Consider the following 21,641-nt stretch of genomic DNA (forward strand, 5'->3'; position numbering starts at 1 on the left):
CGTCGCGGGGCTCACCGCATCAGCAGCCCCGCCGCCTCCACCAGGTCGCCCGAGGGCACCGCGACCAGACCGGTCTCCACGCCGGAGGCCAGCAGCCGGTGCGCGGGCAGGACGCGGACCGTGTAGCCGAAGGGGCCGGTGCGGTCCAGGGCGAGCGGGCCCTCGTAGGCCCAGCGGCCCTCCAGATCCGGGCCGCCCACCGGCTTCAGCGGCACCTTCGCCGCGTCGGTGATCCGGTCCTCGGAGTCCACCCGGCCGGAGACCGCCTGCACCTCCACGTCCTCCGGCGCGAGGTCGCCGAGCTTGACCCGCACCCGCAGGGCGAGCGTGGTGCCGAGTTCGGCGCTTGCCGTGGCGGCGGACGTCTCCACGTGGTCGACGCTCACCCCCGGCCAGGCCGCCCGCACCCGCGCCTTCCACTCGGCGAGCCCGCGCGCGGAGTCCGGGTCCATCGCGCGGTGCGCCTCCGCGGCGGGGGCGTAGAGCCGTTCGACGTACTCGCGGACCATGCGGCCGGCCAGCACCTTCGGGCCGAGCAGGCTGAGGGTCCTGCGGACCATCTCCAGCCACCGGTCGGGCAGCCCGCTCGCGCCCCGCTCGTAGAAGCGCGGGGTGATCCGCTGCTCCAGCAGGTCGTAGAGGGCGTCGGCCTCTATGGCGTCGCGCCGGTCCGGGTCGGTGCCGACGCCGTCGGCGGTGGGGATCGCCCAGCCGAAGTCGGGCTGGTACCACTCGTCCCACCAGCCGTCGAGCACCGACAGGTTGAGGCAGCCGTTGAGCGCCGCCTTCATGCCGGAGGTGCCGCAGGCCTCCAGCGGCCGCAGCGGGTTGTTCAGCCAGATGTCGCAGCCGGGGTACAGCTTCTGCGCCATCGCCATGCCGTAGTCCGGCAGGAACACGATGCGGTGGCGCACCCGCGGGTCGTCGGCGAACCGCACCAGCTCCTGCACCAGCCGCTTGCCGCCGTCGTCCGCCGGGTGCGCCTTGCCCGCGACGACGATCTGGACCGGCCGCTCGGGATGCAGCAGCAGCTCGGTCAGCCGCTCCCGGTCGCGCAGCATCAGCGTGAGCCGCTTGTACGACGGGACGCGCCGCGCGAAGCCGATGGTGAGCACGTCCGGGTCGAGGGCGTCGTCGATCCAGCCCAGCTCGGCCGTCCCGGCACCGCGCTGCCGCCAGGAGGCGCGCAGCCGCTCGCGCACCTCCTCGACGAGCTGGGCGCGCAGGGTGCGGCGCAGCTCCCAGATGTCCTGGTCGGGGATGTCGGCGACCGAGTCCCAGCGGTCCGAGCCGCCGACGGCCAGCGCGTCCTCGGCCCGCTGCACACCGATCTGCCGGGCCCCGAGCCGGAACACCTCGGGGGCCACCCAGGTCGGGGCGTGCACGCCGTTGGTGACGGAGGTGATGGGCACCTCCTCGGCGTCGAAGCCGGGCCACAGTCCGGCGAACATCCCCCGGCTGACCCCGCCGTGCAGCAGGGAGACGCCGTTGGCGCGCTGGGCGAGCCGCAGGCCCATCACGGCCATGTTGAAGAGGTTCGGCTCGCCGCCGGGGTAGGTCTCCATGCCGAGCCGCAGAACGCGTTCGACGTCGATGCGCGGGAGTTCGGCGTCGGGGCCGAAGTGGCGGGCGACCAGCTCGCGGTCGAAGCGGTCGATGCCGGCCGGGACCGGGGTGTGGGTGGTGAAGACGGTCCCGGCCCGCACCGCCTCCAGGGCTGGACCGAACTCCAGGCCCTCGTCGCACAGTTCGGCGATGCGTTCCAGCCCGAGGAACCCGGCGTGCCCCTCGTTGGTGTGGAACACCTCCGGCGCGGCGTGGCCGGTGAGCCGGCAGTACGTGCGCACCGCCCGGACACCTCCTATGCCGAGCAGCATCTCCTGGAGGAGCCGGTGTTCGCTTCCGCCGCCGTAGAGCCGGTCGGTGACGCCCCGTTCGCCGGGGTCGTTCTCCTCGACGTCGGAGTCGAGCAGCAGCAGCGGCACCCGGCCGACCTGGGCCAGCCAGATGCGGGCCCGCAGCTCCCGGCCGCCGGGCAGCGCGAGCGCGACGTGCGCGGGGGTGCCGTCGCTCTCCTTGAGCGGCGCCAGCGGCAGCTCGTGGGGGTCGAGGACGGGGTAGTGCTCCTGCTGCCAGCCGTCCCGGGAGAGGGACTGCCGGAAGTAGCCGTGCCGGTAGAGCAGGCCCACGCCGACGAGCGGCACCCCCAGGTCGCTGGCCGCCTTGAGGTGGTCGCCGGCCAGGATGCCGAGGCCGCCGGAGTACTGGGGCAGCGCGGCGGTGATGCCGAACTCGGGCGAGAAGTAGGCGACGGCGGCGGGCAGTCGGCCCGGCTGGGCCTGGTACCAGCGGTCGCCGGTCATGTAGTGGTCGAGGTCGTCGGCCACCGCGGTCAGCCGGCGCCTGAAGCGCCGGTCCTCGGCCAGCTCCGCGAGGCGCGCGGGCCGCACGGTGCCGAGCAGCCGTACCGGGTCGCGGCCGGACGCGGTCCAGCACTCGGGGTCGACGGACTGGAAGAGGTCGCGGGTCTCCGGGTGCCAGGACCAGCGCAGATTGCGGGCCAGATCACTGAGCGGCCGGAGGGGGTCGGGGAGTACGGGACGGACGGTCAGTCGACGGATCGCCTTCACCCTGACGACGTTACCGCGCGATGTGTCCCTTGTTGGGGCCTTCGCCCTGATGCGTCGGCCGGAAACCAACACGCACGGCGTGTCGATATGGCCGGATCTTTCCCCCTCGGCCTTCTTGTGGCGCTTCGGCCCGCGAGGAAAGCTGCACATGTCGCGACGCGCACTGATTGCGGGAGCGACATCCGGGAAAGCGACGGTCAGATCGCCGCGTGTGTCGTGTTGTCGACATACGCGCGAGTAGTTAACAAAGTGCCGGATTGCCCACCGGAAGAGTGTGGGAAGGCTCCTGCGGTACGCCCCGCACGCACCTCGCAGGACCCACCTCCCCAGAGTCATCCGCCCACCCAGTTGACGCGGACAGGAGCGGTCATGCCCGCCACGCACCACTCGTCAGCATCCCCCGCATCCCCGGCTGCCGGCGCCTCCCCGGCGTCCTCTGCGGAGCCCCGCACCGTCGTCGGGCGCATCCCCGTCCTGGACATCCGTCCGGTCGTCCAGCGCGGGCGCAGGCCGGCCAAGGCCGTCACCGGCGAGTCGTTCGAGGTCTCCGCCACCGTGTTCCGGGAGGGGCACGACGCGGTGGCCGCCAACGTCGTCCTGAGAGATCCGCGGGGCCGGCCGGGTCCCTGGACGCCGATGCGGGAGCTGGCCCCGGGCACCGACCGCTGGGGCGCCACCGTCACCGCGGGCGAGACCGGACTGTGGTCGTACACCGTGGAGGCCTGGAGCGATCCGGTCACCACGTGGCGGCACCACGCGCGGATCAAGATTCCGGCCGGGATGGACACCGACCTCGTGCTGGAGGAGGGCGCCCGGCTGTACGAGCGGGCCGCCGCCGACGTGCCCGGGCGGGCGGACCGGCGTGCGCTGCTGGCCGCCGTCGACGCGCTGCGGGACGAGGACAGGCCGGCCGCGTCCAGGCTGGCGGCGGCGTTGACGCCGGAGGTGGACGCGGTCCTGGCCCGGCATCCGCTGCGGGACCTGGTCACCTCCTCCGAGCCCCTGCCGCTGCTGGTCGAGCGGGAACGCGCCCTCTACGGCGCCTGGTACGAGTTCTTCCCCCGCTCCGAAGGCACCCCCGACCGGCCCCACGGCACCTTCCGCACCGCCGTCCGACGCCTGCCCGCCATCGCCGCCATGGGCTTCGACGTCGTCTACCTCCCCCCGATCCACCCCATCGGCACCACCCACCGCAAAGGCCGCAACAACACCCTGACCGCCACCGCCGACGACGTCGGCGTCCCCTGGGCCATCGGCTCCCCCGAAGGCGGCCACGACAGCGTCCACCCCGCCCTCGGCACCCTCGACGACTTCGACCACTTCGTCGCCGAAGCCGCCCGCCACGGTCTGGAGATCGCCCTCGACTTCGCCCTCCAGTGCTCCCCCGACCACCCCTGGGTCCACAAACACCCCGAGTGGTTCCACCACCGCCCCGACGGTTCGATCGCCCACGCCGAGAACCCGCCCAAGAAGTACCAGGACATCTACCCGATCGCCTTCGACACCGACCCCGACGGCCTCCACGCGGAAACGGTGCGCGTCCTGCGGCACTGGATGGACCACGGCGTGCGGATCTTCCGCGTCGACAACCCCCACACCAAACCCGTCGCCTTCTGGGAACGCGTCATCGCCGACATCAACGCCGCCGACCCAGACGTCGTCTTCCTGGCCGAGGCCTTCACCCGCCCCGCGATGATGCACACCCTCGCCCAGATCGGCTTCCAGCAGTCCTACACCTACTTCACCTGGCGCAACACCAAACAGGAACTGACGGAGTACCTCACCGAACTGACGGGGGACGCCGCCTCCTACATGCGGCCGAACTTCTTCGCCAACACCCCCGACATCCTCCACGCCTACCTCCAGCACGGCCACCGCCCCGCCTTCGAGGTCCGCGCCGTCCTCGCCGCCACCCTCTCCCCCGCCTGGGGCATCTACAGCGGCTACGAACTCTGCGAGAACACCCCCCTGCGCGACGGCAGCGAGGAATACCTCGACTCGGAGAAGTACCAGCTCAAACCCCGCGACTGGGCCCGCGCCGACCGCGAGGGCACCACCATCGCCCCCCTCATCACCCGCCTCAACACCATCCGGCGCGAGAACCCGGCGCTCCGCCAACTGCGCGATCTGCACTTCCACACGACGGACAAGGAGGAGGTGATCGCCTACTCGAAGCGGCAGGGGTCGAACACGGTTCTGGTGGTCGTGAACCTCGACCCCCGCCACACCCAGGAGGCGACGGTCTCGTTGGACATGCCGCAACTCGGCCTGGACTGGCACGAGTCGGTGCCGGTCCGCGACGAGCTGACCGGCGAGACCTACCACTGGGGCAGGGCCAACTATGTGCGCCTGGAGCCGGGCCGTTCGCCCGCGCACGTCTGCACGGTTCTGCGACCGTCCCACCCGCAGATCGGAGGGTCACCCACCACATGATCGTCAACGAGCCCGTGCCGGACACCTTCGAGGACACCCCCGCCAAGGACCGGGACCCGGACTGGTTCAAACGAGCCGTCTTCTACGAGGTCCTCGTCCGTTCCTTCCAGGACAGCAACGGCGACGGCGTCGGCGACCTCAAGGGCCTGACCGCCAAGCTGGACTACCTGCAATGGCTGGGCGTGGACTGCCTGTGGCTCCCGCCCTTCTTCAAGTCGCCGCTGCGCGACGGGGGCTACGACGTCTCCGACTACACCGCCGTCCTGCCCGAGTTCGGCGACCTCGCCGACTTCGTGGAGTTCGTGGACGCGGCGCACCAGCGCGGGATGCGCGTGATCATCGACTTCGTCATGAACCACACCAGCGACCAGCACCCGTGGTTCCAGGAGTCCCGCAAGAACCCGGACGGCCCCTACGGCGACTACTACGTCTGGGCCGACGACGACAAGCAGTTCCAGGACGCGCGGATCATCTTCGTCGACACCGAGGCGTCCAACTGGACCTACGACCCGGTGCGCAAGCAGTACTTCTGGCACCGCTTCTTCTCCCACCAACCGGACCTCAACTACGAGAACCCGGCCGTCCAGGAGGAGATGATCTCCGCGCTGAAGTTCTGGCTGGACCTGGGCATCGACGGGTTCCGGCTGGACGCGGTGCCGTACCTCTACCAGGAGGAGGGCACCAACTGCGAGAACCTGCCGCGCACGCACGACTTCCTGAAGCGGGTGCGCAAGGAGATCGACGCGCAGTACCCGGACACGGTGGTGCTGGCGGAGGCCAACCAGTGGCCGGAGGACGTCGTCGACTACTTCGGCGACTTCGCCGCGGGCGGCGACGAGTGCCACATGGCCTTCCACTTCCCGGTCATGCCCCGCATCTTCATGGCGGTCAGAAGGGAGTCGCGCTACCCCGTCTCCGAGATCCTCGCCAAGACCCCCGCGATCCCGTCCGGCTGCCAGTGGGGCATCTTCCTGCGCAACCACGACGAGCTGACCCTGGAAATGGTCACCGACGAGGAACGCGACTACATGTACGCGGAGTACGCCAAGGACCCGCGGATGCGCGCCAACATCGGCATCCGGCGGCGGCTGGCCCCGCTCCTCGACAACGACCGCAACCAGATCGAGCTGTTCACGGCCCTGCTGCTGTCCCTGCCCGGCTCGCCGATCCTCTACTACGGCGACGAGATCGGCATGGGCGACAACATCTGGCTCGGCGACCGCGACGCCGTGCGCACGCCGATGCAGTGGACCCCGGACCGCAACGCCGGCTTCTCGTCGTCCGACCCGGGGCGCCTGTTCCTGCCCACGATCATGGATCCGGTCTACGGCTTCCAGGTGACGAACGTCGAGGCGTCCATGGCCTCGCCGTCGTCCCTGCTGCACTGGACCCGGCGCATGATCGAGATCCGCAAGCAGAACCCCGCCTTCGGCCTCGGCACCTACACCGAGCTGCCCTCCTCCAACCCGGCGGTGCTGGCGTTCCTGCGCGAGTACGGGGACGACCTGGTGCTGTGCGTCCACAACTTCTCGCGGTTCGCGCAGCCCACGGAGCTCGACCTCAGTGCCTTCGGCGGACGCCACCCCGTCGAGCTGTTCGGCGGGGTCCGCTTCCCGGCGGTCGGCGACCTGCCGTACCTGCTGACCCTCGGCGGGCACGGCTTCTACTGGTTCCGGCTCCGCAAGGAAGCCGTCTAGACACCGGCCCCGTCCCCGGGCGGCGCGGTTTCCACCGTTCCGCCCGGGGCACGCATCAGTAACCACCCCGAGTCTCCGGGGAAAGGACGCGACGCCATGTCGGAAGCCGTCATACGCACCGTCTCGAGCCCGCCGGGTCTCCTGGCGTCCCTCGACCCACTGCTGCGGGAGTGGCTGCCGCGGCAGCGCTGGTTCGCCGGCAAGGGGCGTCCGGTGACCGGCTTCTCACTGGTCGCCGCGACCGAACTGCTGCCCGCCGACTCACGCCTCGGCCTCCACCACGTCCTGGTCCGCGCCCACCAGCAGCACGCTCCGGCCGGGGGCTCGGCCCAGGAGCCCGGCGACTGCTACCAGCTCCTGATAGGCACCCGCGAGGCACTGCCGCCCCGGCTCGCGCCCGCGCTGATCGGCCATGTGACCGAGGGCCCGGCCGCCGGCCGCACCGCCTACGACGCCCTGTACGACACCCGCCCCGCCGAGGTGCTGCTGGAGGCGCTGCGCACGCGGGCCCGTATCGGGGGGCTCCGCTTCGAGGCACCGGACGACGACGCCATCCGCGCGGGGCTGGTGCCGCGGCTGATGACCGCCGAGCAGTCCAACTCGTCGGTCGTGTACGGAGATACGTTCATCCTGAAGGTGCTGCGCCGGATCGTTCCCGGTGTCAACCCCGACCTGGAGCTGCCGCTGGCCCTGGCCCGCGAGGGCTGCCCCCGGGTGCCGGCACCGGCCGGGTGGATGGTGGCGGACCTGGCCGGCCGGTCCTGGGTGCTGGGCGTGCTCCAGCCCTATCTGCAGGGCGCGACCGACGGCTGGGAGCTGGCGCTGCGCGAGCTGGCCAAGGGCGGGGACTTCGTCGCCGAGGCCCGGGCGCTCGGACGGGCCACCGCCGAGGTGCACACCGCGCTGGCCCGCGCGCTGCCGACCGTCACCCTCGGCCACGCCCGGGCGCGGCAGCTCGCCGAGGGCATGACCGGGCGGCTGGAGGAGGCCGCGCGGGCCGTGCCCCTGCTCCGGCCGTACGCGCCCGCGCTGCGGACCGCGTTCACGGCGCTGGCCGACCTGGCCGCCGAGGGCGGTACCTGGACCGCCCAGCGGGTCCACGGCGACCTGCACCTCGGCCAGTGCCTGCGCTCGCCCGACGGGGAGTGGTCGCTGATCGACTTCGAGGGCGAGCCCGCGAAGCCCCTGGCCGAGCGGCGGCTCCCGCAGCCGGCGGTGCGGGACGTCGCGGGGATGCTGCGCTCCTTCGACTACGCCGCGCACTCGGCCGACGTGCGCGTGCCGGGCTGGGCCGAGTCCTGCCGGGCCGCGTACTGCACCGGGTACGCGGAGGCCGCCGGCCACGACCCGCGCACCGACCCGGTGCTGCTGCGCGCCTACGAGACGGACAAGGCGGTCTACGAGGTCCTGTACGAAGCCCGGCACCGGCCCGACTGGCTCGAGGTGCCCCTGGCGGCGGTGCGCCGCCTGTCCGTGCCCGAACCCGCATGACGCCCCCGCCCGCTCCCGTCCCGCCCAGGAGGCTCCTCCCGTGACCCCCCGCCCCTCGTCCAGCGGCCCCGACCCGAAGAAGACGACCGGGAAGAAGAAGACGGCCGGTTCCGGTTCTGGTTCCGGTTCCGGGAAGAGGCCCGCCAAGGCCGCCGCGAAGAAGAAGGCGCCCCGGAAGGTGACCGCCGGTTCGCCCGGGACGGCCGTCGCCGGCTCCCCCGCCCTGGACGCCGCCGACCGGGAGCGGCTGCTCGCCGGCACGCACCACGATCCGCACGCGGTGCTCGGCGCCCACCGGGTGCCCGGCGGGGTCGCGTTCCGGGCGCTGCGGCCGTACGCCCGTGCGGTGACCGTGCTCGCCGGGGAGCTGCGGGTCGAGCTGCACGACGACGGGGACGGGTTCTTCTCCGGCCTCGTGCCGCTGGAGGAGGTCCCGGCCCACCGGCTCCTGGTGGCGTACGACGGGACGGAGCAGGAGGTCGAGGACCCGTACCGCTTCCTGCCCACCCTGGGCGAGCTGGACCTGCACCTGATCGGCGAGGGCCGGCACGAGCAGCTGTGGCGGGCGCTCGGCGCGCACCCGACGACACACGACGGGGTGGCGGGCACCCGGTTCGCGGTGTGGGCGCCGAACGCCCGCGGGGTCCGGGTGGCCGGCGGCTTCAACTTCTGGGACGGCACCGGACACCCGATGCGCTCCCTCGGCTCGACGGGGGTGTGGGAGCTGTTCCTGCCCGGTGTCGGGGCGGGCGAGCTGTACAAGTTCGAGATCACCCGGCCCGACGGTTCGCGCACCTTCCGCGCCGATCCGCTGGCCCGCCGTACGGAGGTGCCGCCCGCCACGTCCTCCGTCGTGCACGCCTCGGACTACACCTGGGGCGACGCGGAGTGGCTGGCCCACCGCGCGGACGCGCCCGCGCACGAGGCGCCGATGTCGGTGTACGAGGTCCACCTGCCCTCCTGGCGCCCCGGGCTGACCTACCGCGAGCTGGCGGAGCAGCTCCCGGCCTACGTCTCCGACCTGGGCTTCACCCACGTCGAGCTGATGCCGGTCGCCGAACACCCCTTCGGCGGCTCCTGGGGGTACCAGGTCACCGGTTTCTACGCGCCCACGGCCCGGCTCGGCGACCCGGACGACTTCAAGTACCTGGTGGACCGGCTGCACCGGGCCGGCATCGGCGTGCTGATGGACTGGGTGCCGGCGCACTTCCCGCGCGACGACTGGGCGCTCGCCGAGTTCGACGGGCGCCCGCTGTACGAGCACTCCGACCCGCTGCGGGCGGCGCATCCGGACTGGGGGACGCTGGAGTTCGACTTCGGCCGCCGGGAAGTGCGCAACTTCCTGGTCGCCAACGCCGTGTACTGGTGCGAGGAGTTCCACATCGACGGGCTGCGGGTGGACGCGGTCGCCTCGATGCTCTACCTGGACTACTCGCGCGAGCCGGGCCAGTGGACGCCGAACGAGCACGGCGGCCGGGAGAACCTGGACGCGGTGGCCTTCCTCCAGGAGATGAACGCCACCCTGTACCGGCGGGTGCCCGGCGTCGTGACGATCGCGGAGGAGTCGACGGCCTGGGACGGGGTCACGCGGGCCACTCACCACAAGGGCCCGAGCGGCTTCGGCGGGCTGGGCTTCGGGCTGAAGTGGAACATGGGCTGGATGCACGACTCGCTGGAGTACATGAGCCACGATCCCGTGCACCGCAAGTACCACCACGGGGAGCTGACCTTCTCCATGGTGTACGCCTACAGCGAGAACTACGTGCTGCCGATTTCGCACGACGAGGTGGTGCACGGCAAGAAGTCGCTGGTCTCGAAGATGCCCGGCGACTGGTGGCAGCAGCGGGCGAACGAGCGGGCGTACCTGGGCTGGATGTGGGCCCACCCCGGCAAGCAACTGCTGTTCATGGGCCAGGAGTTCGCCCAGGGCGCCGAGTGGTCGGAGGCGCACGGCCCCGACTGGTGGCTGCTCGACCCGGAGTACGGCGCGGCGGCGGACCACCGGGGCGTGCGCGACCTGGTCCGGGACCTGAACACCGTCTACCGGGCCACGCCCGCGCTGTGGCGGCGCGACACCCACCCCTCCGGGTTCGCGTGGGTGGTCGGCGACGCGGCCGAGGACAACGTCCTGGCGTTCCTGCGCCTCGACGCCGACGGCACCCCGCTGCTCGCGGTGTCCAACTTCGCCCCGGTGGTCCGCTCCGACTACCGCCTCGGCGTCCCCGACGAGGTCCCGGCCTGGCACGAGGTGCTCAACACCGACGCCGCCCGGTACGGCGGCGGCGACGTGGTCACCCCGCACCCGGTCAAGCCGGAGGCACGGGGGTGGCACGGCCGGCCGGCGAGCATCCGGCTGACCCTGCCGCCCCTGGCGACGGTGTGGCTGCGTCCGGCCTGAGCGTCACCCGGCGTCGGCCAGCCCCTTCGGCAGCGGCTCGCTGTGCAGGACGCCGAGGTGCTGGGTGGCGCGGGTGAGGGCGACGTACAGGTCGCTGGTGCCGTAGCGGCCGGGCTCGACGACCAGGACGGAGTCGAACTCCAGGCCCTTGGACTGGCGCGGGTCGAGCAGGACGACCCGGTGGGTGAGGTCCGGCTCGGCGCCCGCGGTCACGCCGTCGAGCCGGGGCGCGAGCACCCGGTGCAGCTCGCGCGGGGCGATGACCGCGAGGCGGCCCTCCTCGGGGGTCAGTTCGCGGGCGGCCTCGGCGACGGCGGCCGGGAGGTCGCCGGTGGCGCGGATCCAGGGCCGTACGCCCGTGGACCGAACCGAACTCGGCGGGGTGAAGGACGGATCCTCGGCCCGGACCACGGCCGCCGCGAGGTCCATGATCTCGGCGGGGGTGCGGTAGTTGACCCCGAGCCGGGTGTGCTCCCAGCGGTCCTCGACGTACGGGGCGAGGATCTTCGACCAGGAGCCGACGCCGGCCGCCTCGGCGGTCTGCGCCGGGTCGCCGACCAGGGTCATCGAGCGGGTCGGGCAGCGGCGCATCAGCAGCCGCCAGGCCATCGGCGACAACTCCTGCGCCTCGTCCACGATGATGTGCCCGAACGCCCAGGTGCGGTCGGCCGCGGCGCGTTCGGCGGCGCTGCGGTGGTCGTCCTCCTCCTGGCGCTCGGCGAACCGCTCGGCGTCGATGATGTCGTGCGCCGACAGGACCTCGGCGTCCTCCTCGTCCTTGTCCTCGAACTCGTAGGTCCGGGAGGCGTACGACACGTCGAGCACGCCCTGGGCGTAGGCGATCTGCTGCTCCCGCTCGCGTTCGGCCCGGGTGCGGGCCACCCGGTCGTCCACGCCGAGCAGTTCGGCCGCCTCGTCCAGCAGGGGCACGTCGGCGACGGTCCAGCGCCGGGTGACCGGGCGGCGGACGGCGGCGGCGTCCTCGGCGGGGAGGAAGTCCTCGGGGGCGGCGAGGAAGTCGGCGACCAGGCGGTGCGGGGTGAGCCGGGGCCAGAGCCGGTCGATGGCGGACCAGACCTCGGGGTTCTCGGCGAGTTCGTCGCGGATCTGGGTGATGTCGCTGGGGTCGAGGAGGTTGGTGCCGTCGTAGGGGTCGGTGCCGATGCGTTCGGCGACCATGTCGGTGAGGGTGTTGAGGATGTGGCCCTCGAAGTGCTCGCGCGCCGCGTTGTGCGGGAGTTTCGCGGCGCGGGTGCGCTCGCGGGCGACCCTGACCAGGTCGTCGTCGAGCATGAGGATCTCGCGGTCGTGCTCGATCGCGATCACCGGGTCGGGCAGCGCCTGCCGCTCGCGGACCACCTCGGCGAGCACGTCGGCCATGTCGGCCCGGCCCTTCACGGCCGCCGCCTCCGGGGTGTCCGTCGCCGTGGCCTTCACGCCGGGGAACAGCTCGCCGACGGTGGAGAGGAGGACGCCGGTCTCGCCCAGCGAGGGCAGCACCTCGCCGATGTAGCCGAGGAAGGCCGGGTTGGGGCCGACGATGAGGACGGCGCGCTTGGCGAGCAGTTCGCGGTGCTCGTAGAGGAGGTAGGCGGCGCGGTGCAGGGCGACGGCGGTCTTGCCGGTGCCGGGGCCGCCCTCGACGACGAGGACCCCGCGGTGCGGGGCGCGGATGATGCGGTCCTGGTCGGCCTGGATGGTCTGCACGATGTCGCCCATGCGGCCGGTGCGCGCGGAGTTGAGCGCGGCGAGCAGCACGGCGTCGCCGGAGGGGTCCTCGTGGCCGGTACGGGTCTCGTCGCCGAGGTCGAGGATCTCGTCGTGCAGCGCGGTGACCGTGCGGCCCTCGCTGGTGATGTGCCGGCGGCGGCGCAGTCCCATCGGGGTGTGGCCGGTGGCCAGGTAGAAGGGGCGGGCGACACCGGCCCGCCAGTCGATGAGCACGGGGGTGCGTTCGGCGTCGTCGGCGCGCAGGCCGATGCGGCCGATGTGGTGGCCCTCCCCGGAGGTGAGGTCGATCCGGCCGAAGCACAGGGAGCCGTCCACCGCGTTGAGCGCGGCGAGCAGCCCGGAGCGCTCCGCGACCAGGATGTCCCGTTCCAGCCGGGCCTGCTGGGGGGTGTTGCCCTGCGCGAGCGCCTCGGTCACCGAGACCTCGGCGTCGCCGCGCAGCGCGTCCACGCGCGCGTACAGCCCGTCGATGAATTCCTGCTCGTGCCGCAATTCATCGTCCGGAAATTCGGTGTTTGACAATTCCACTCCCGGCCGCATATACTGTCCCTACTGAACTTCTTCGCGACCTCATTCATGTGAAGTCACGAATCATCGAATATACGCAGAGAAATCCCCCGAGCGCAATTGCTCAGGGGATTTTTTCGTATGCCGGGCCGGCCGGTCGGCCCGCGCCTCAGACCACGTCTCACACGACCTCGGACAGCTCCTCCAGGAGCCGCCGCTTGGGCCGGGAGCCGACCATCGACTTCACCGGCTCACCTCCGCGGAACACCAGGAACGTCGGCATCGACAGCACCTTGTACGCGTTCGTGGTCACGGGGTTCCGGTCGACGTTCAGCTGCACCACCCGCAGCCGGTCGCCCTCCTCCTCGGCGAGTGCGCTGAGCACCGGCGCCATCTGCCGGCACGGCGGGCACCAGTCGGCGGTGAACTCGACCAGCACGGGCAGGTCCGACCCGATCACCTCGGCCGCGAAATCCGCGTCGGTCACCTCGGGCACCCCGTTGCTCCTCATCCGTGTCCTCCCAGTTCGCACTTGGGTTCCGGACCCCCCGGAACCGCCGCCTCGGCCCGCGTCAGCTGCGCGGCGACCTGCGCACGCACCGACGTGAGCTGCTCGATCAGCGTGTCCAGCTCCGCCAGCTTGCGCCGGTAGACCACCAGGGACGCCGGGCAGGAGTCGCCCTCGGGGTGCCCGGCGCGCAGGCACTCCACGAAGGGGCGTGTCTCCTCCAGGTCGAACCCGAAGTCCTGGAGGGTCCTGATCTGCCGCAGCAGCTTCAGGTCCTCCTCGTCGTAGGTCCGGTAGCCGTTGTCGCCCCGCCGCGCGGGCAGCAGGCCCCGCGATTCGTAGTACCGCAGCGTCCGCGTGGTGGTCCCGGCCCGTGCGGCCAGCTCGCCGATTCGCATGGGGACGAACGTAAGCCTTGACGCGGACGTCAAGGCAAGAAGTCCCGCGAAGGCGGAAGCCCCGCGCCGGGGGGAGGCGCGGGGCTTCTTCGGGGGACCGGGCGGCTGAGCAACGGGGGGAGCCCTCAGCCGCCCGGCGTGTGCGGGCGTCGTACGGCCGTCAGGCCCGCGCCAGCTCCTTCTCGCCGCCCTGCTCGGGCAGGTCCGGGGTGTCGTCGCCGTCGGCGTCGCCGGCGCCGTGCCCGTCGTCCAGGAGGGTCTTCTCGTCGAACGGGATCCGTCCGGCGAGGACGTCGTTCACCCGGTCCTTGTCGATCTCCTTGGTCCAGGTGCCGATCAGGACGGTGGCCACCGCGTTGCCGCCGAAGTTGGTCAGGGCGCGGGCCTCGCTCATGAAGCGGTCGATGCCGACGATCAGGCCGATGCCGTCCACCAGGGCGGGCTTGTGCGACTGGAGGCCGCCGGCCAGCGTGGCGAGACCGGCGCCGGAGACACCGGCGGCGCCCTTGGAGGCCACCAGCAGGAAGAGCAGCAGCGGGATCTGCTCACCGATCGACATCGGCGTACCCATGGCGTCGGAGATGAACAGCGAGGCCATGGTCATGTAGATCATGGTGCCGTCGAGGTTGAACGAGTAGCCGGTCGGGACGGTGATGCCGACCACCGGCTTGCTGACGCCCAGGTGCTCCATCTTGGCGATGAGGCGCGGCAGCGCGGACTCCGAGGAGGAGGTGGACAGGATCAGCAGGAACTCGCGGCCCAGGTACTTGAAGAGCGAGAAGACGTTGATCCCGGAGACCAGGCGCAGCACCGTGCCGAGGACCAGGAAGAGGAAGAGGACGCAGGTCACGTAGAAGCCGAGCATCAGCACGGCCAGGCTCTTGAGGGCGTCGACGCCGGCCGAGCCGGTGACGGCGGCGATGGCACCGAAGGCGCCGACCGGGGCCGCCCACATGATCATCGCCAGGACGCGGAAGACCAGCCGCTGGATGTGCTCGATGCCGCGCAGGACGGGCTGGCCGGCGTTGCCCATGGCCTGCAGGGCGAAGCCGCAGAGCAGGGCGACGAGCAGGGTCTGGAGCACCTCGCCCGCGGTGAACGCCGAGACGATCGTCGTCGGGATGATGCCGATCAGGAAGTCGACGGTGCCCTTGGCCTCCGCGTCGACCTGCGCCTGTCCGGTCTCCTTGACGGCGTCGGTGACCGCGAGGCCCGTGCCCGGGTCCAGGATGTTGCCGACGATCAGACCGATGGCGAGCGCCACCAGGGACATCACGAAGAAGTAGACGAGGGCGATGCCGCCGACCGCGCCGACCTTGGCGGCCTTGCGCACCGAACCGATGCCCAGCACGATCGTGCAGAAGATGATCGGCGAGATCATCATCTTGATCAGGTTCACGAAGCCGGTGCCGAGCGGCTTCAGCTCGGTGGCGAAGTCCGGGGCGATCAGACCGACGGCGATACCGAGGGCGACCGCGATGATCACGGCGATGTAGAGATAGTGCGTGCGGTCCCGCTTGGCTTTGGGTGCGGCCGGTGCGGTAGCGGCGTTGCTGGTCACGGCTGCCCTCCTTGACGACGTCGTCGGTAATCACCGGCGTGCGGCTCACGTCCGGGGTGTGTATCGGGGATGCGGTGACTATCTCCCGGCATGTGAGCGCGGTCACCCTTGCGTTCATTTAGTTCACAATCCAGCCAAGAGGGAGACTGGCGGCATGCACCTCCGCGTTCCGAGACCCCGCCCGCGCTCTCTGGCCGGGCAGCTCTTCGCCATGCAGGCCGTACTGATAGCGGTCGTCGTGGTCGGGTACGCGCTGTTCACCTACCTCAACGACCGGGGGCAGGCGGAGGAGGCCGCCGGGCGCCAGGCCAGGGCGGTGTCGCTGGCGATCGCCGACTCGCCGTCCGTGGCGGAGGCGATCCGCACCCCGGACCCGACGGCCCGCCTCCAGCCGTACGCGGTGCGGGTCATGGAGGACACGGACGTGGACTTCGTGACGATCATGGATCCGCAGGGCATCCGCTGGACCCACCCCGACCCGAAGCAAATCGGCCACCGCTTCCAGGGCCACATCGAGCGCGCGCAGCGGGGCCAGACCTTCACCGAGACCTACACGGGCACGCTCGGCCCCTCGGTACGGGCGGTGACACCCATCGTGGACGACGGCCGGATCGTCGGTCTGGTCAGTGCGGGGATCAAGGTCGAGGAGATCAGCAAACGGGCGCAGGAGCAGCTCACGGCCCTGTCGGGGGTGGCGGCCGGGGCGCTGCTGCTCGGCGCGGTCGGCACGTACGTGATCAACGCGCGGCTGCGCCGGCACACGCACGGCATGAACGCGGACCAGCTGAGCCGGATGCACGACTACCATCAGGCCGCGCTGCACGCGGTGCGGGAGGGGCTGCTGATGCTGGACGGGCAGTACCGCGTCGCGCTCATCAACGACGGCGGACGGGAGCTGCTCGGCGTGCACGGTGACGTGATCGGGGCCTCGGTGGCGGACCTGGGGCTGCCGTCGCAGCTGACGGGGGCGCTGCTGGCGTCGGAGCCACGGGTGGACGAGGTGCACCTGGCGGCGGACCGGGTGCTGGTGGTGAACACCTCGCCGGTCTCCGGCGGTGAGCGCCGGGGCACGGTGGTGACCCTGCGGGACGTGACCGAACTGCAGTCGCTGACGGGCGAGCTGAACTCGGAGCGCGGTTTCACGCAGGCCCTGCGTTCGCAGGCGCACGAGGCGGCGAACCGGCTGCACACGGTCGTCTCGCTGATCGAGCTGGGGCGGGCGGAGGAGGCCGTGGAGTTCGCGACGGCGGAGCTGGAGCTGGCGCAGGCCCTCACCGACCAGGTGGTGGCGGCGGTGAGCGAGCCGGTGCTCGCGGCGCTGCTGCTGGGCAAGACGGCGCAGGCCAACGAGCGGGGAGTGGAGCTGGTGGTGTCGCAGGACAGCCGACTGGACGACGGACTGCTGCCGCCGTCGCTGCCCGCCCGGGACCTGGTGACGATCCTGGGCAACCTGGTGGACAACGCGGTGGACGCGGCGCAGGGCGCGGTGCCGTCGCGGGTGACGGTGGCGGCGTACACGGAGGACGCCGGGCGCGACGGGTCGGAGCTGGTGCTGCGGGTGTCGGACACCGGCGCCGGGGTCGATCCCGCCCACGCGGACCTGGTCTTCGAGCGGGGTTTCTCGACCAAGCCGGCCGGCGAGGGCGGGCGCGGACTGGGCCTCGCCCTGGTCCGGCAGGCAGTACGGCGGCACGACGGCACCCTGACCGTGACGGAGGCCGAGGGCGGCGGCGCCCGCTTCGAGGCCCGGCTGCCGCTGGGCGCCGCAGCGGCACCCGTCACCCCGGCGGGCAGACCGGGCGCCGGGGGTGCGGTGTGAGCACAGCCGACACCCAGCCCATCCGGGTCCTGGTCGTCGAGGACGACCCGGTCGCCGCCGACGCGCACGTGATGTACGTCGGCCGGGTGCCGGGGTTCACGGCGGTGGGCAAGGCCCACACGGGCGCGGAGGCCCGCCGCATGCTGGACCGCACGCCGGTCGACCTGCTCCTGCTCGACCTGCACCTGCCGGACGTGCACGGACTCCAGCTGGCCCGCTCGCTGCGGGCGGCGGGACACCACACCGACGTGATAGCGGTGACGTCGGCACGGGACCTGACGGTCGTACGGGAGGGAGTCTCCCTGGGCGTCGTCCAGTACGTCCTGAAACCCTTCACCTTCGCCACCCTCCGCGACCGCCTGGTGCGCTACGCGGAGTTCCGGAACGCCGCCGGGGAGGCCAGCGGCCAGGACGAGGTGGACCGCGCGCTCGCCACCCTGCGCGCTCCGAGCCCGGCGGCCCTGCCCAAGGGCCTGAGCGGCCCGACCCTGGAGCGGGTCACGGGCGCCCTGCGCGGCTCGGAGGAGGGCCTCACGGCGGCCGGGGTCGCGGAGGCGGTGGGCATCTCCCGCATCACGGCCCGGCGTTACCTGGAGCACCTGGTCGACGCGGGCCGGGCGGGGCGCAGCCCGCAGTACGGGCAGGTGGGACGGCCGGAGTTGGTGTACCGGTGGGTGCGGGGCCGTTGAGCCACGTCGGCTGGCCGCTCACGCGCCCTGCGTGTACCACACGACCATCGAGGCGAGCCCCACGACGGCCAGCGCCTCCAGCGCCGAAAGCCCGACGAGCAGCCCGCCGGCATCGCCGTTCGACCAGAAGACGACCAGCGCCGCGAGCGGCACCGCGCAGAACGCCGTCAGGTCGATCACCGTCTGTATCACCTTGCGGGACCGGCGCCGGGTGTCGGTCCGGTGGTACGCCTCCCACCCGAAGGTCGCGAAACGACCCCCGTGCGCGGCGAGTTCGGCCAGCCGGGGCCCCAGATCGTCCCGGACGTAGAGTCCGATCGCCGAGATCTTCTCGTCGTTGACGAGGTACGTCCACCCGAGCACGACGCACACCGGCGGCAATGCCAGCAGCATCGAGGGCTGCTTCGCCTGCGCCGCGGCGGCGATGACGGCGGCCCCGACGGCCAGCGTCACGTAGAGGAGATTGTCCCGGAACCCGATCCTCGCCCGCTGCTCACCCTTCACACTCTCGTACTCGGCGAGCAGCAACTGGCCCACGGTGACGTCCTGTTCCGGCACGCGATCCCCTCTCTCCCGACGGTGGCTCCTGACTATGCCGGATGTCCGGCTGCCTCATCCCCGGCCTGAGCGAGGGAAGGCCCAGCAAGCTCGCCGCCACGGACATCCGCGCGCCGCCCGCCGCGCCTGGCGCACCGAACAGGCCCACGCCCACGCCGACCTGCCCGAGCACGACCCGGACACCACCCTCGTCGTCGGCCACTGGGACTACCAGGGCTCGGGCTACAGCCCCGACGCTGCCCTCCTCGCCGCCCACGTCTGGCACCGCGGGGAACTGGAACGCCGGTTCATCGCCGAAGGAGGCTGCGGATGAACGCGCAGGAACCCGCCCCGACCTGGCGGGGACTGAGGGCGTCGGAGGAACTGCTGACCGTGCCCCAGGTCATGGAACGCCTCCAGCTCGGCCGTTCCGCCGTCTACGACCTGCTCCGCACCCGCCAGCTCGCCTCGATCACCCTCGGACGCGCCCGCCGCATCCCCGCCCACGCGCTGGCCGACTTCATCCGCACCCGCCTCGACCAGGAAGCCGCCTGATGACCACGCCCCGCGACACCCCCGCCTCCCGCCGCAGCCGTGCGAACGGCGACGGAACCGTTTACCAGCGCAAGGACAGCCGCTGGGAGGCCGCTGGATACGTCCTCGCCCCCGGTAACACCCGCAGCTTCCTCGACCGGGCCGGTCTGCGGCGGGTCCGATTCCACGACCTTCGGCACTCGACAGCCACCCTGCTCCTGGAACAAGGCATCGACCTCGTGGTGATCAAGGAACTCCTCGGACACTCCCACATCGGCGTCACCGCCGACGTCTACGCCCACGTAAGGCTCCGCCTCCAACGTCAGGCGATTGACGCCCTCAACGCCGCTCTGGGAGGGCACACCCACCCTGACAACCCGCCTCCCACCACAACTGCGCGGTGACACGCCGAAGACGCCCGCGGCCCCACGAGGTTTCTCGTGGGGCCTCGGGCGTCCGGCTGCGTTGCCGTCAGCGTTGCCGTCGACCGACGTTACGCAGAACTCCGGTCATCAGCGTCCACAGGCACGCGCGCCACAGTCACTACGCCCGAAAACGAAACCTCCACCACAATCCGATCACCGGGAGAATAGATCCAGAGTTCCGGCACAGATTCCGTTATCTCTGGCAGGTGAGAGATAGAGGATTCGAGCCCCATCTCCACACTCGGAACTGCCAGGCTCTCCCAGAAGAAGATGAGGCTGTCAGCTTTCGGGACGAACTGCTGAATTACGGTGCTCAGCTCGATGGGATCCGACTCCATCGAGCAGAGCACCAAATCATCAGCCACCGCGCCCCATTCGATCCCACCATCAGATTTGCGCGGGTAACGGCTAAGACTTTCACGCTCGTACTGGAGATGCTGGACCAGGCTCAGCAACTGCACCCCTGGTCGCCCAACCCAAGTCAGCCGTCGATCACCCTGCTTATCTGCACGAACCACTCGGACCATGGATCGAGGCAAAAGGTCCGGTCTGGTTCCGTATACACCTTCGAGCGTCACGAATTACCGCCAAGCATTCTCGCGAAGTCGTCTTCTGTGCCATTCCATGGCACGGCCCACTTACGCGCAGAGTCACCTTTACCGACTTCCACGTTGATATGCGGACCCTTCACCGGGTCATAGTCCATCCTGAACCTCTTGAATTCACCGTTCACCCGAGTGGTGAACCCCACTACCTTGCCGTAGGTCGTCGGCGAAGATTCGAGGCGGCCAATGTACGGCTGCCGGGTCGCCGGATCGATATCACCCAGCAGGTCGAGCGCCTTATTCCGGGCTTGTTCGAAGCTGCCAAAGCTATCCAGGGCAACTTCCTTACATGCCCCTCCGGCATTGTGCACCAATACCGGAGTCTCGCCCGCCAGCACATAGTACGTGTGTAGGTCTTCGACCGTGAGGTTGTACGTGCGAGCGTGCTTGGTGTACGCCCGGTTGCTGATGACTCGGACGGTGGTGCCGTCAGGTGTTCTGAGGGTCATGCCGGCGGCAAGATTGCGGGCCTCGACCCAGGCTCCGATCTCTGGGACCCAGAAGGGGTGTTCGTGTGTGGCGGTGAGTTTTCCTGCTCCGTCGGGTGTTTCGATGGTCAGTTCGTTGAAATGCTTGTCGTCCTCGGTGACGATCAGGCGGGTGACCTTGCGGAGGCGGGTCTGCCCTGACTCCGGGTCTGTGGCAACGACCTCGTCGCCGACCTCGATCTTCTCGATTTCCTTGGTCTTGCCGTCGGCCATGAGGACTTCGGTGCCGGCAAGGAAGCACTTACATCCGGAGCTGTATTTATTGAGCCACTTCTGGACGGCCTCCTTGCCCTTTTTCACAACCGAATCAGGCACCAGTTTCGCTACCTTCGCGAACGGGAGGTCCGAGACGATGCCGAAGTAGTCCCAGCCGTTGGCCTCTCCGGAAAGCCCCTTCTTCCATGACTCCACGTCAGGAATGACGATGGACCCTATGAACTTGAGGGCTGCATTCTGAACCGACAGGTCGTACGGCTTGATGATTTCCGTTGCACCCATCGGCGGATGGAAACTGCCACTTCGGGTGATGCTGTGGACGTCACCCTCCGCGTCATAGAGGTAAACGGATGTTTCGTGACGGTAGGTCCAAGTTCCGTCGCCGTTCGATTGCATCCAGTCCCGGTAGGTACTGTCGCCGTCCTGGCAGCCCCTCTCGCAATCGGTGACCGGTCTGAGGCCGTCGGGATCGCTGGTGCTGATGGGGCTGTTCTTGGCGTAGGAGTAGCCGTTCATCTGCAACGGGTCCGTGATGTCCAGGAGCGGATCCGCGCTGATGAAGCGACCGTTGGCCTGGTCGTACTCACGTGCGCCGATGTGTGTCAGTCCGGTGGCGGTGTCGTCGATGCCGGTGCCCAGGTAGCTGCGCCTGTCCGGCCAGGCGGTGGGCTGGGGGCCGCGTGCCTCTCCGAAGGGTTTGAAGGACCGCCTGGTCACCGGCTGGTTGGCGGCCATCTGGATGGTGGTGTTGGCGGTACCCAGGTGGTCGGCCAGTTGGATGTTGCGGGTGTGGCCAGTGCTGGTGCCGTTCGAGGTGCGGACGACACGTCTGGACCGTTCGCGCAGACGGCTCGGTCCGGATTTATGCTGGAAAACCCGACGTACTCCCTGGCGCAGGATCCGAGATCATCACATCCCGCTCCTACTGGAAGGACCGCATCGCCATCGGATGACCCGTCGACGCCGAGCGCCCG

The 21,641-nt window shown here is 70.7% G+C and carries 15 protein-coding genes and 2 pseudogenes; 9 read left to right on the forward strand and 8 right to left on the reverse strand.

Going from position 1 to position 21,641, the window contains the following annotated elements; genetic code table 11:
* Positions 1-11 precede the first annotated feature (11 nt).
* Positions 12-2,630, reverse strand: a complete 2,619-nt coding sequence (locus NI25_RS12080) for a glycosyltransferase family 1 protein (protein WP_061442460.1) — start codon at positions 2,628-2,630, stop codon at positions 12-14.
* Positions 2,631-2,999: 369 nt separating this feature from the next.
* Between NI25_RS12080 and NI25_RS12085 the strand changes: the two genes are divergently transcribed.
* From NI25_RS12085 to glgB, 4 genes are all read left to right on the forward strand, one after another.
* Entirely contained in the window at positions 3,000-5,063 is a 2,064-nt protein-coding gene (locus NI25_RS12085) for an alpha-1,4-glucan--maltose-1-phosphate maltosyltransferase (protein WP_061442461.1), read from the forward strand.
* The gene (gene treS / locus NI25_RS12090) at positions 5,060-6,760 is read left to right on the forward strand and encodes a maltose alpha-D-glucosyltransferase (protein ID WP_061442462.1); all 1,701 of its coding nucleotides are present in this window, start codon (positions 5,060-5,062) and stop codon (positions 6,758-6,760) included. The genes NI25_RS12085 and treS overlap by 4 nt, the downstream gene beginning before the upstream one ends.
* A gap of 96 nt (positions 6,761-6,856) precedes the next feature.
* The gene (locus tag NI25_RS12095) at positions 6,857-8,251 is read left to right on the forward strand and encodes a maltokinase N-terminal cap-like domain-containing protein (protein WP_061442463.1); all 1,395 of its coding nucleotides are present in this window, start codon (positions 6,857-6,859) and stop codon (positions 8,249-8,251) included.
* 40 nt (positions 8,252-8,291) lie between these two features.
* Positions 8,292-10,649 (forward strand): 1,4-alpha-glucan branching enzyme, encoded by a 2,358-nt coding sequence (gene glgB / locus NI25_RS12100; protein WP_078884598.1) that lies wholly within the window; start codon positions 8,292-8,294, stop codon positions 10,647-10,649.
* 3 nt (positions 10,650-10,652) lie between these two features.
* Here the strand turns inward: glgB and NI25_RS12105 are convergent, their stop codons facing one another.
* The 4 genes from NI25_RS12105 to NI25_RS12120 form a co-directional block, all read right to left on the reverse strand.
* Positions 10,653-12,920, reverse strand: a complete 2,268-nt coding sequence (locus NI25_RS12105; protein ID WP_061442464.1) for a HelD family protein — start codon at positions 12,918-12,920, stop codon at positions 10,653-10,655.
* A gap of 148 nt (positions 12,921-13,068) precedes the next feature.
* A complete protein-coding gene (locus NI25_RS12110; RefSeq protein WP_061442465.1) occupies positions 13,069-13,383 on the reverse strand; it encodes a thioredoxin family protein in 315 nt (104 codons plus the stop codon).
* 11 nt (positions 13,384-13,394) lie between these two features.
* A complete protein-coding gene (locus tag NI25_RS12115; protein WP_061442466.1) occupies positions 13,395-13,793 on the reverse strand; it encodes a MerR family transcriptional regulator in 399 nt (132 codons plus the stop codon).
* Between the two features lie 160 nt (positions 13,794-13,953).
* Positions 13,954-15,354 (reverse strand): cation:dicarboxylate symporter family transporter, encoded by a 1,401-nt coding sequence (locus tag NI25_RS12120; RefSeq protein WP_061442467.1) that lies wholly within the window; start codon positions 15,352-15,354, stop codon positions 13,954-13,956.
* 154 nt (positions 15,355-15,508) lie between these two features.
* Here NI25_RS12120 and NI25_RS12125 point away from each other — a divergent pair, with 154 nt between their 5' ends.
* Positions 15,509-17,173 carry a sensor histidine kinase gene (locus tag NI25_RS12125; protein ID WP_061442468.1) on the forward strand — a complete coding sequence of 555 codons (1,665 nt, stop codon included), beginning with the start codon at positions 15,509-15,511 and terminating at the stop codon, positions 17,171-17,173.
* The gene (locus tag NI25_RS12130) at positions 17,170-17,862 is read left to right on the forward strand and encodes a response regulator (protein WP_061442469.1); all 693 of its coding nucleotides are present in this window, start codon (positions 17,170-17,172) and stop codon (positions 17,860-17,862) included. Before NI25_RS12125 ends, NI25_RS12130 begins: the two co-directional genes overlap by 4 nt.
* Before the next feature lie 18 nt (positions 17,863-17,880).
* Here NI25_RS12130 and NI25_RS12135 read toward each other — a convergent pair whose 3' ends face one another.
* The gene (locus NI25_RS12135) at positions 17,881-18,420 is read right to left on the reverse strand and encodes a hypothetical protein (RefSeq protein ID WP_061442470.1); all 540 of its coding nucleotides are present in this window, start codon (positions 18,418-18,420) and stop codon (positions 17,881-17,883) included.
* Between the two features lie 34 nt (positions 18,421-18,454).
* Here NI25_RS12135 and NI25_RS12140 point away from each other — a divergent pair, with 34 nt between their 5' ends.
* The 3 genes and pseudogenes from NI25_RS12140 to NI25_RS37550 all read left to right on the forward strand — a co-directional run.
* Entirely contained in the window at positions 18,455-18,733 is a 279-nt protein-coding gene (locus tag NI25_RS12140; protein WP_078884599.1) for a hypothetical protein, read from the forward strand.
* Positions 18,730-18,954 carry a helix-turn-helix domain-containing protein gene (locus tag NI25_RS12145; RefSeq protein ID WP_199560886.1) on the forward strand — a complete coding sequence of 75 codons (225 nt, stop codon included), beginning with the start codon at positions 18,730-18,732 and terminating at the stop codon, positions 18,952-18,954. The genes NI25_RS12140 and NI25_RS12145 overlap by 4 nt, the downstream gene beginning before the upstream one ends.
* 89 nt (positions 18,955-19,043) lie before the next feature.
* Positions 19,044-19,337: pseudogene (locus NI25_RS37550) on the forward strand (tyrosine-type recombinase/integrase); the annotation flags it as partial.
* Positions 19,338-19,426: 89 nt separating this feature from the next.
* On the opposite strand, the gene NI25_RS12155 reads toward NI25_RS37550, so the two are convergent.
* Positions 19,427-19,819, reverse strand: coding sequence for a hypothetical protein (locus NI25_RS12155; protein ID WP_061442471.1), 393 nt, complete (start codon positions 19,817-19,819; stop codon positions 19,427-19,429).
* Between the two features lie 113 nt (positions 19,820-19,932).
* A pseudogene (locus tag NI25_RS12160) lies at positions 19,933-21,483 on the reverse strand (polymorphic toxin-type HINT domain-containing protein); the annotation flags it as partial.
* Positions 21,484-21,641 lie beyond the last annotated feature (158 nt).

The organism is Streptomyces sp. CCM_MD2014 (assembly GCF_000772045.1).
Taxonomy (GTDB): Bacteria; Actinomycetota; Actinomycetes; order Streptomycetales; family Streptomycetaceae; genus Streptomyces; species Streptomyces salinarius.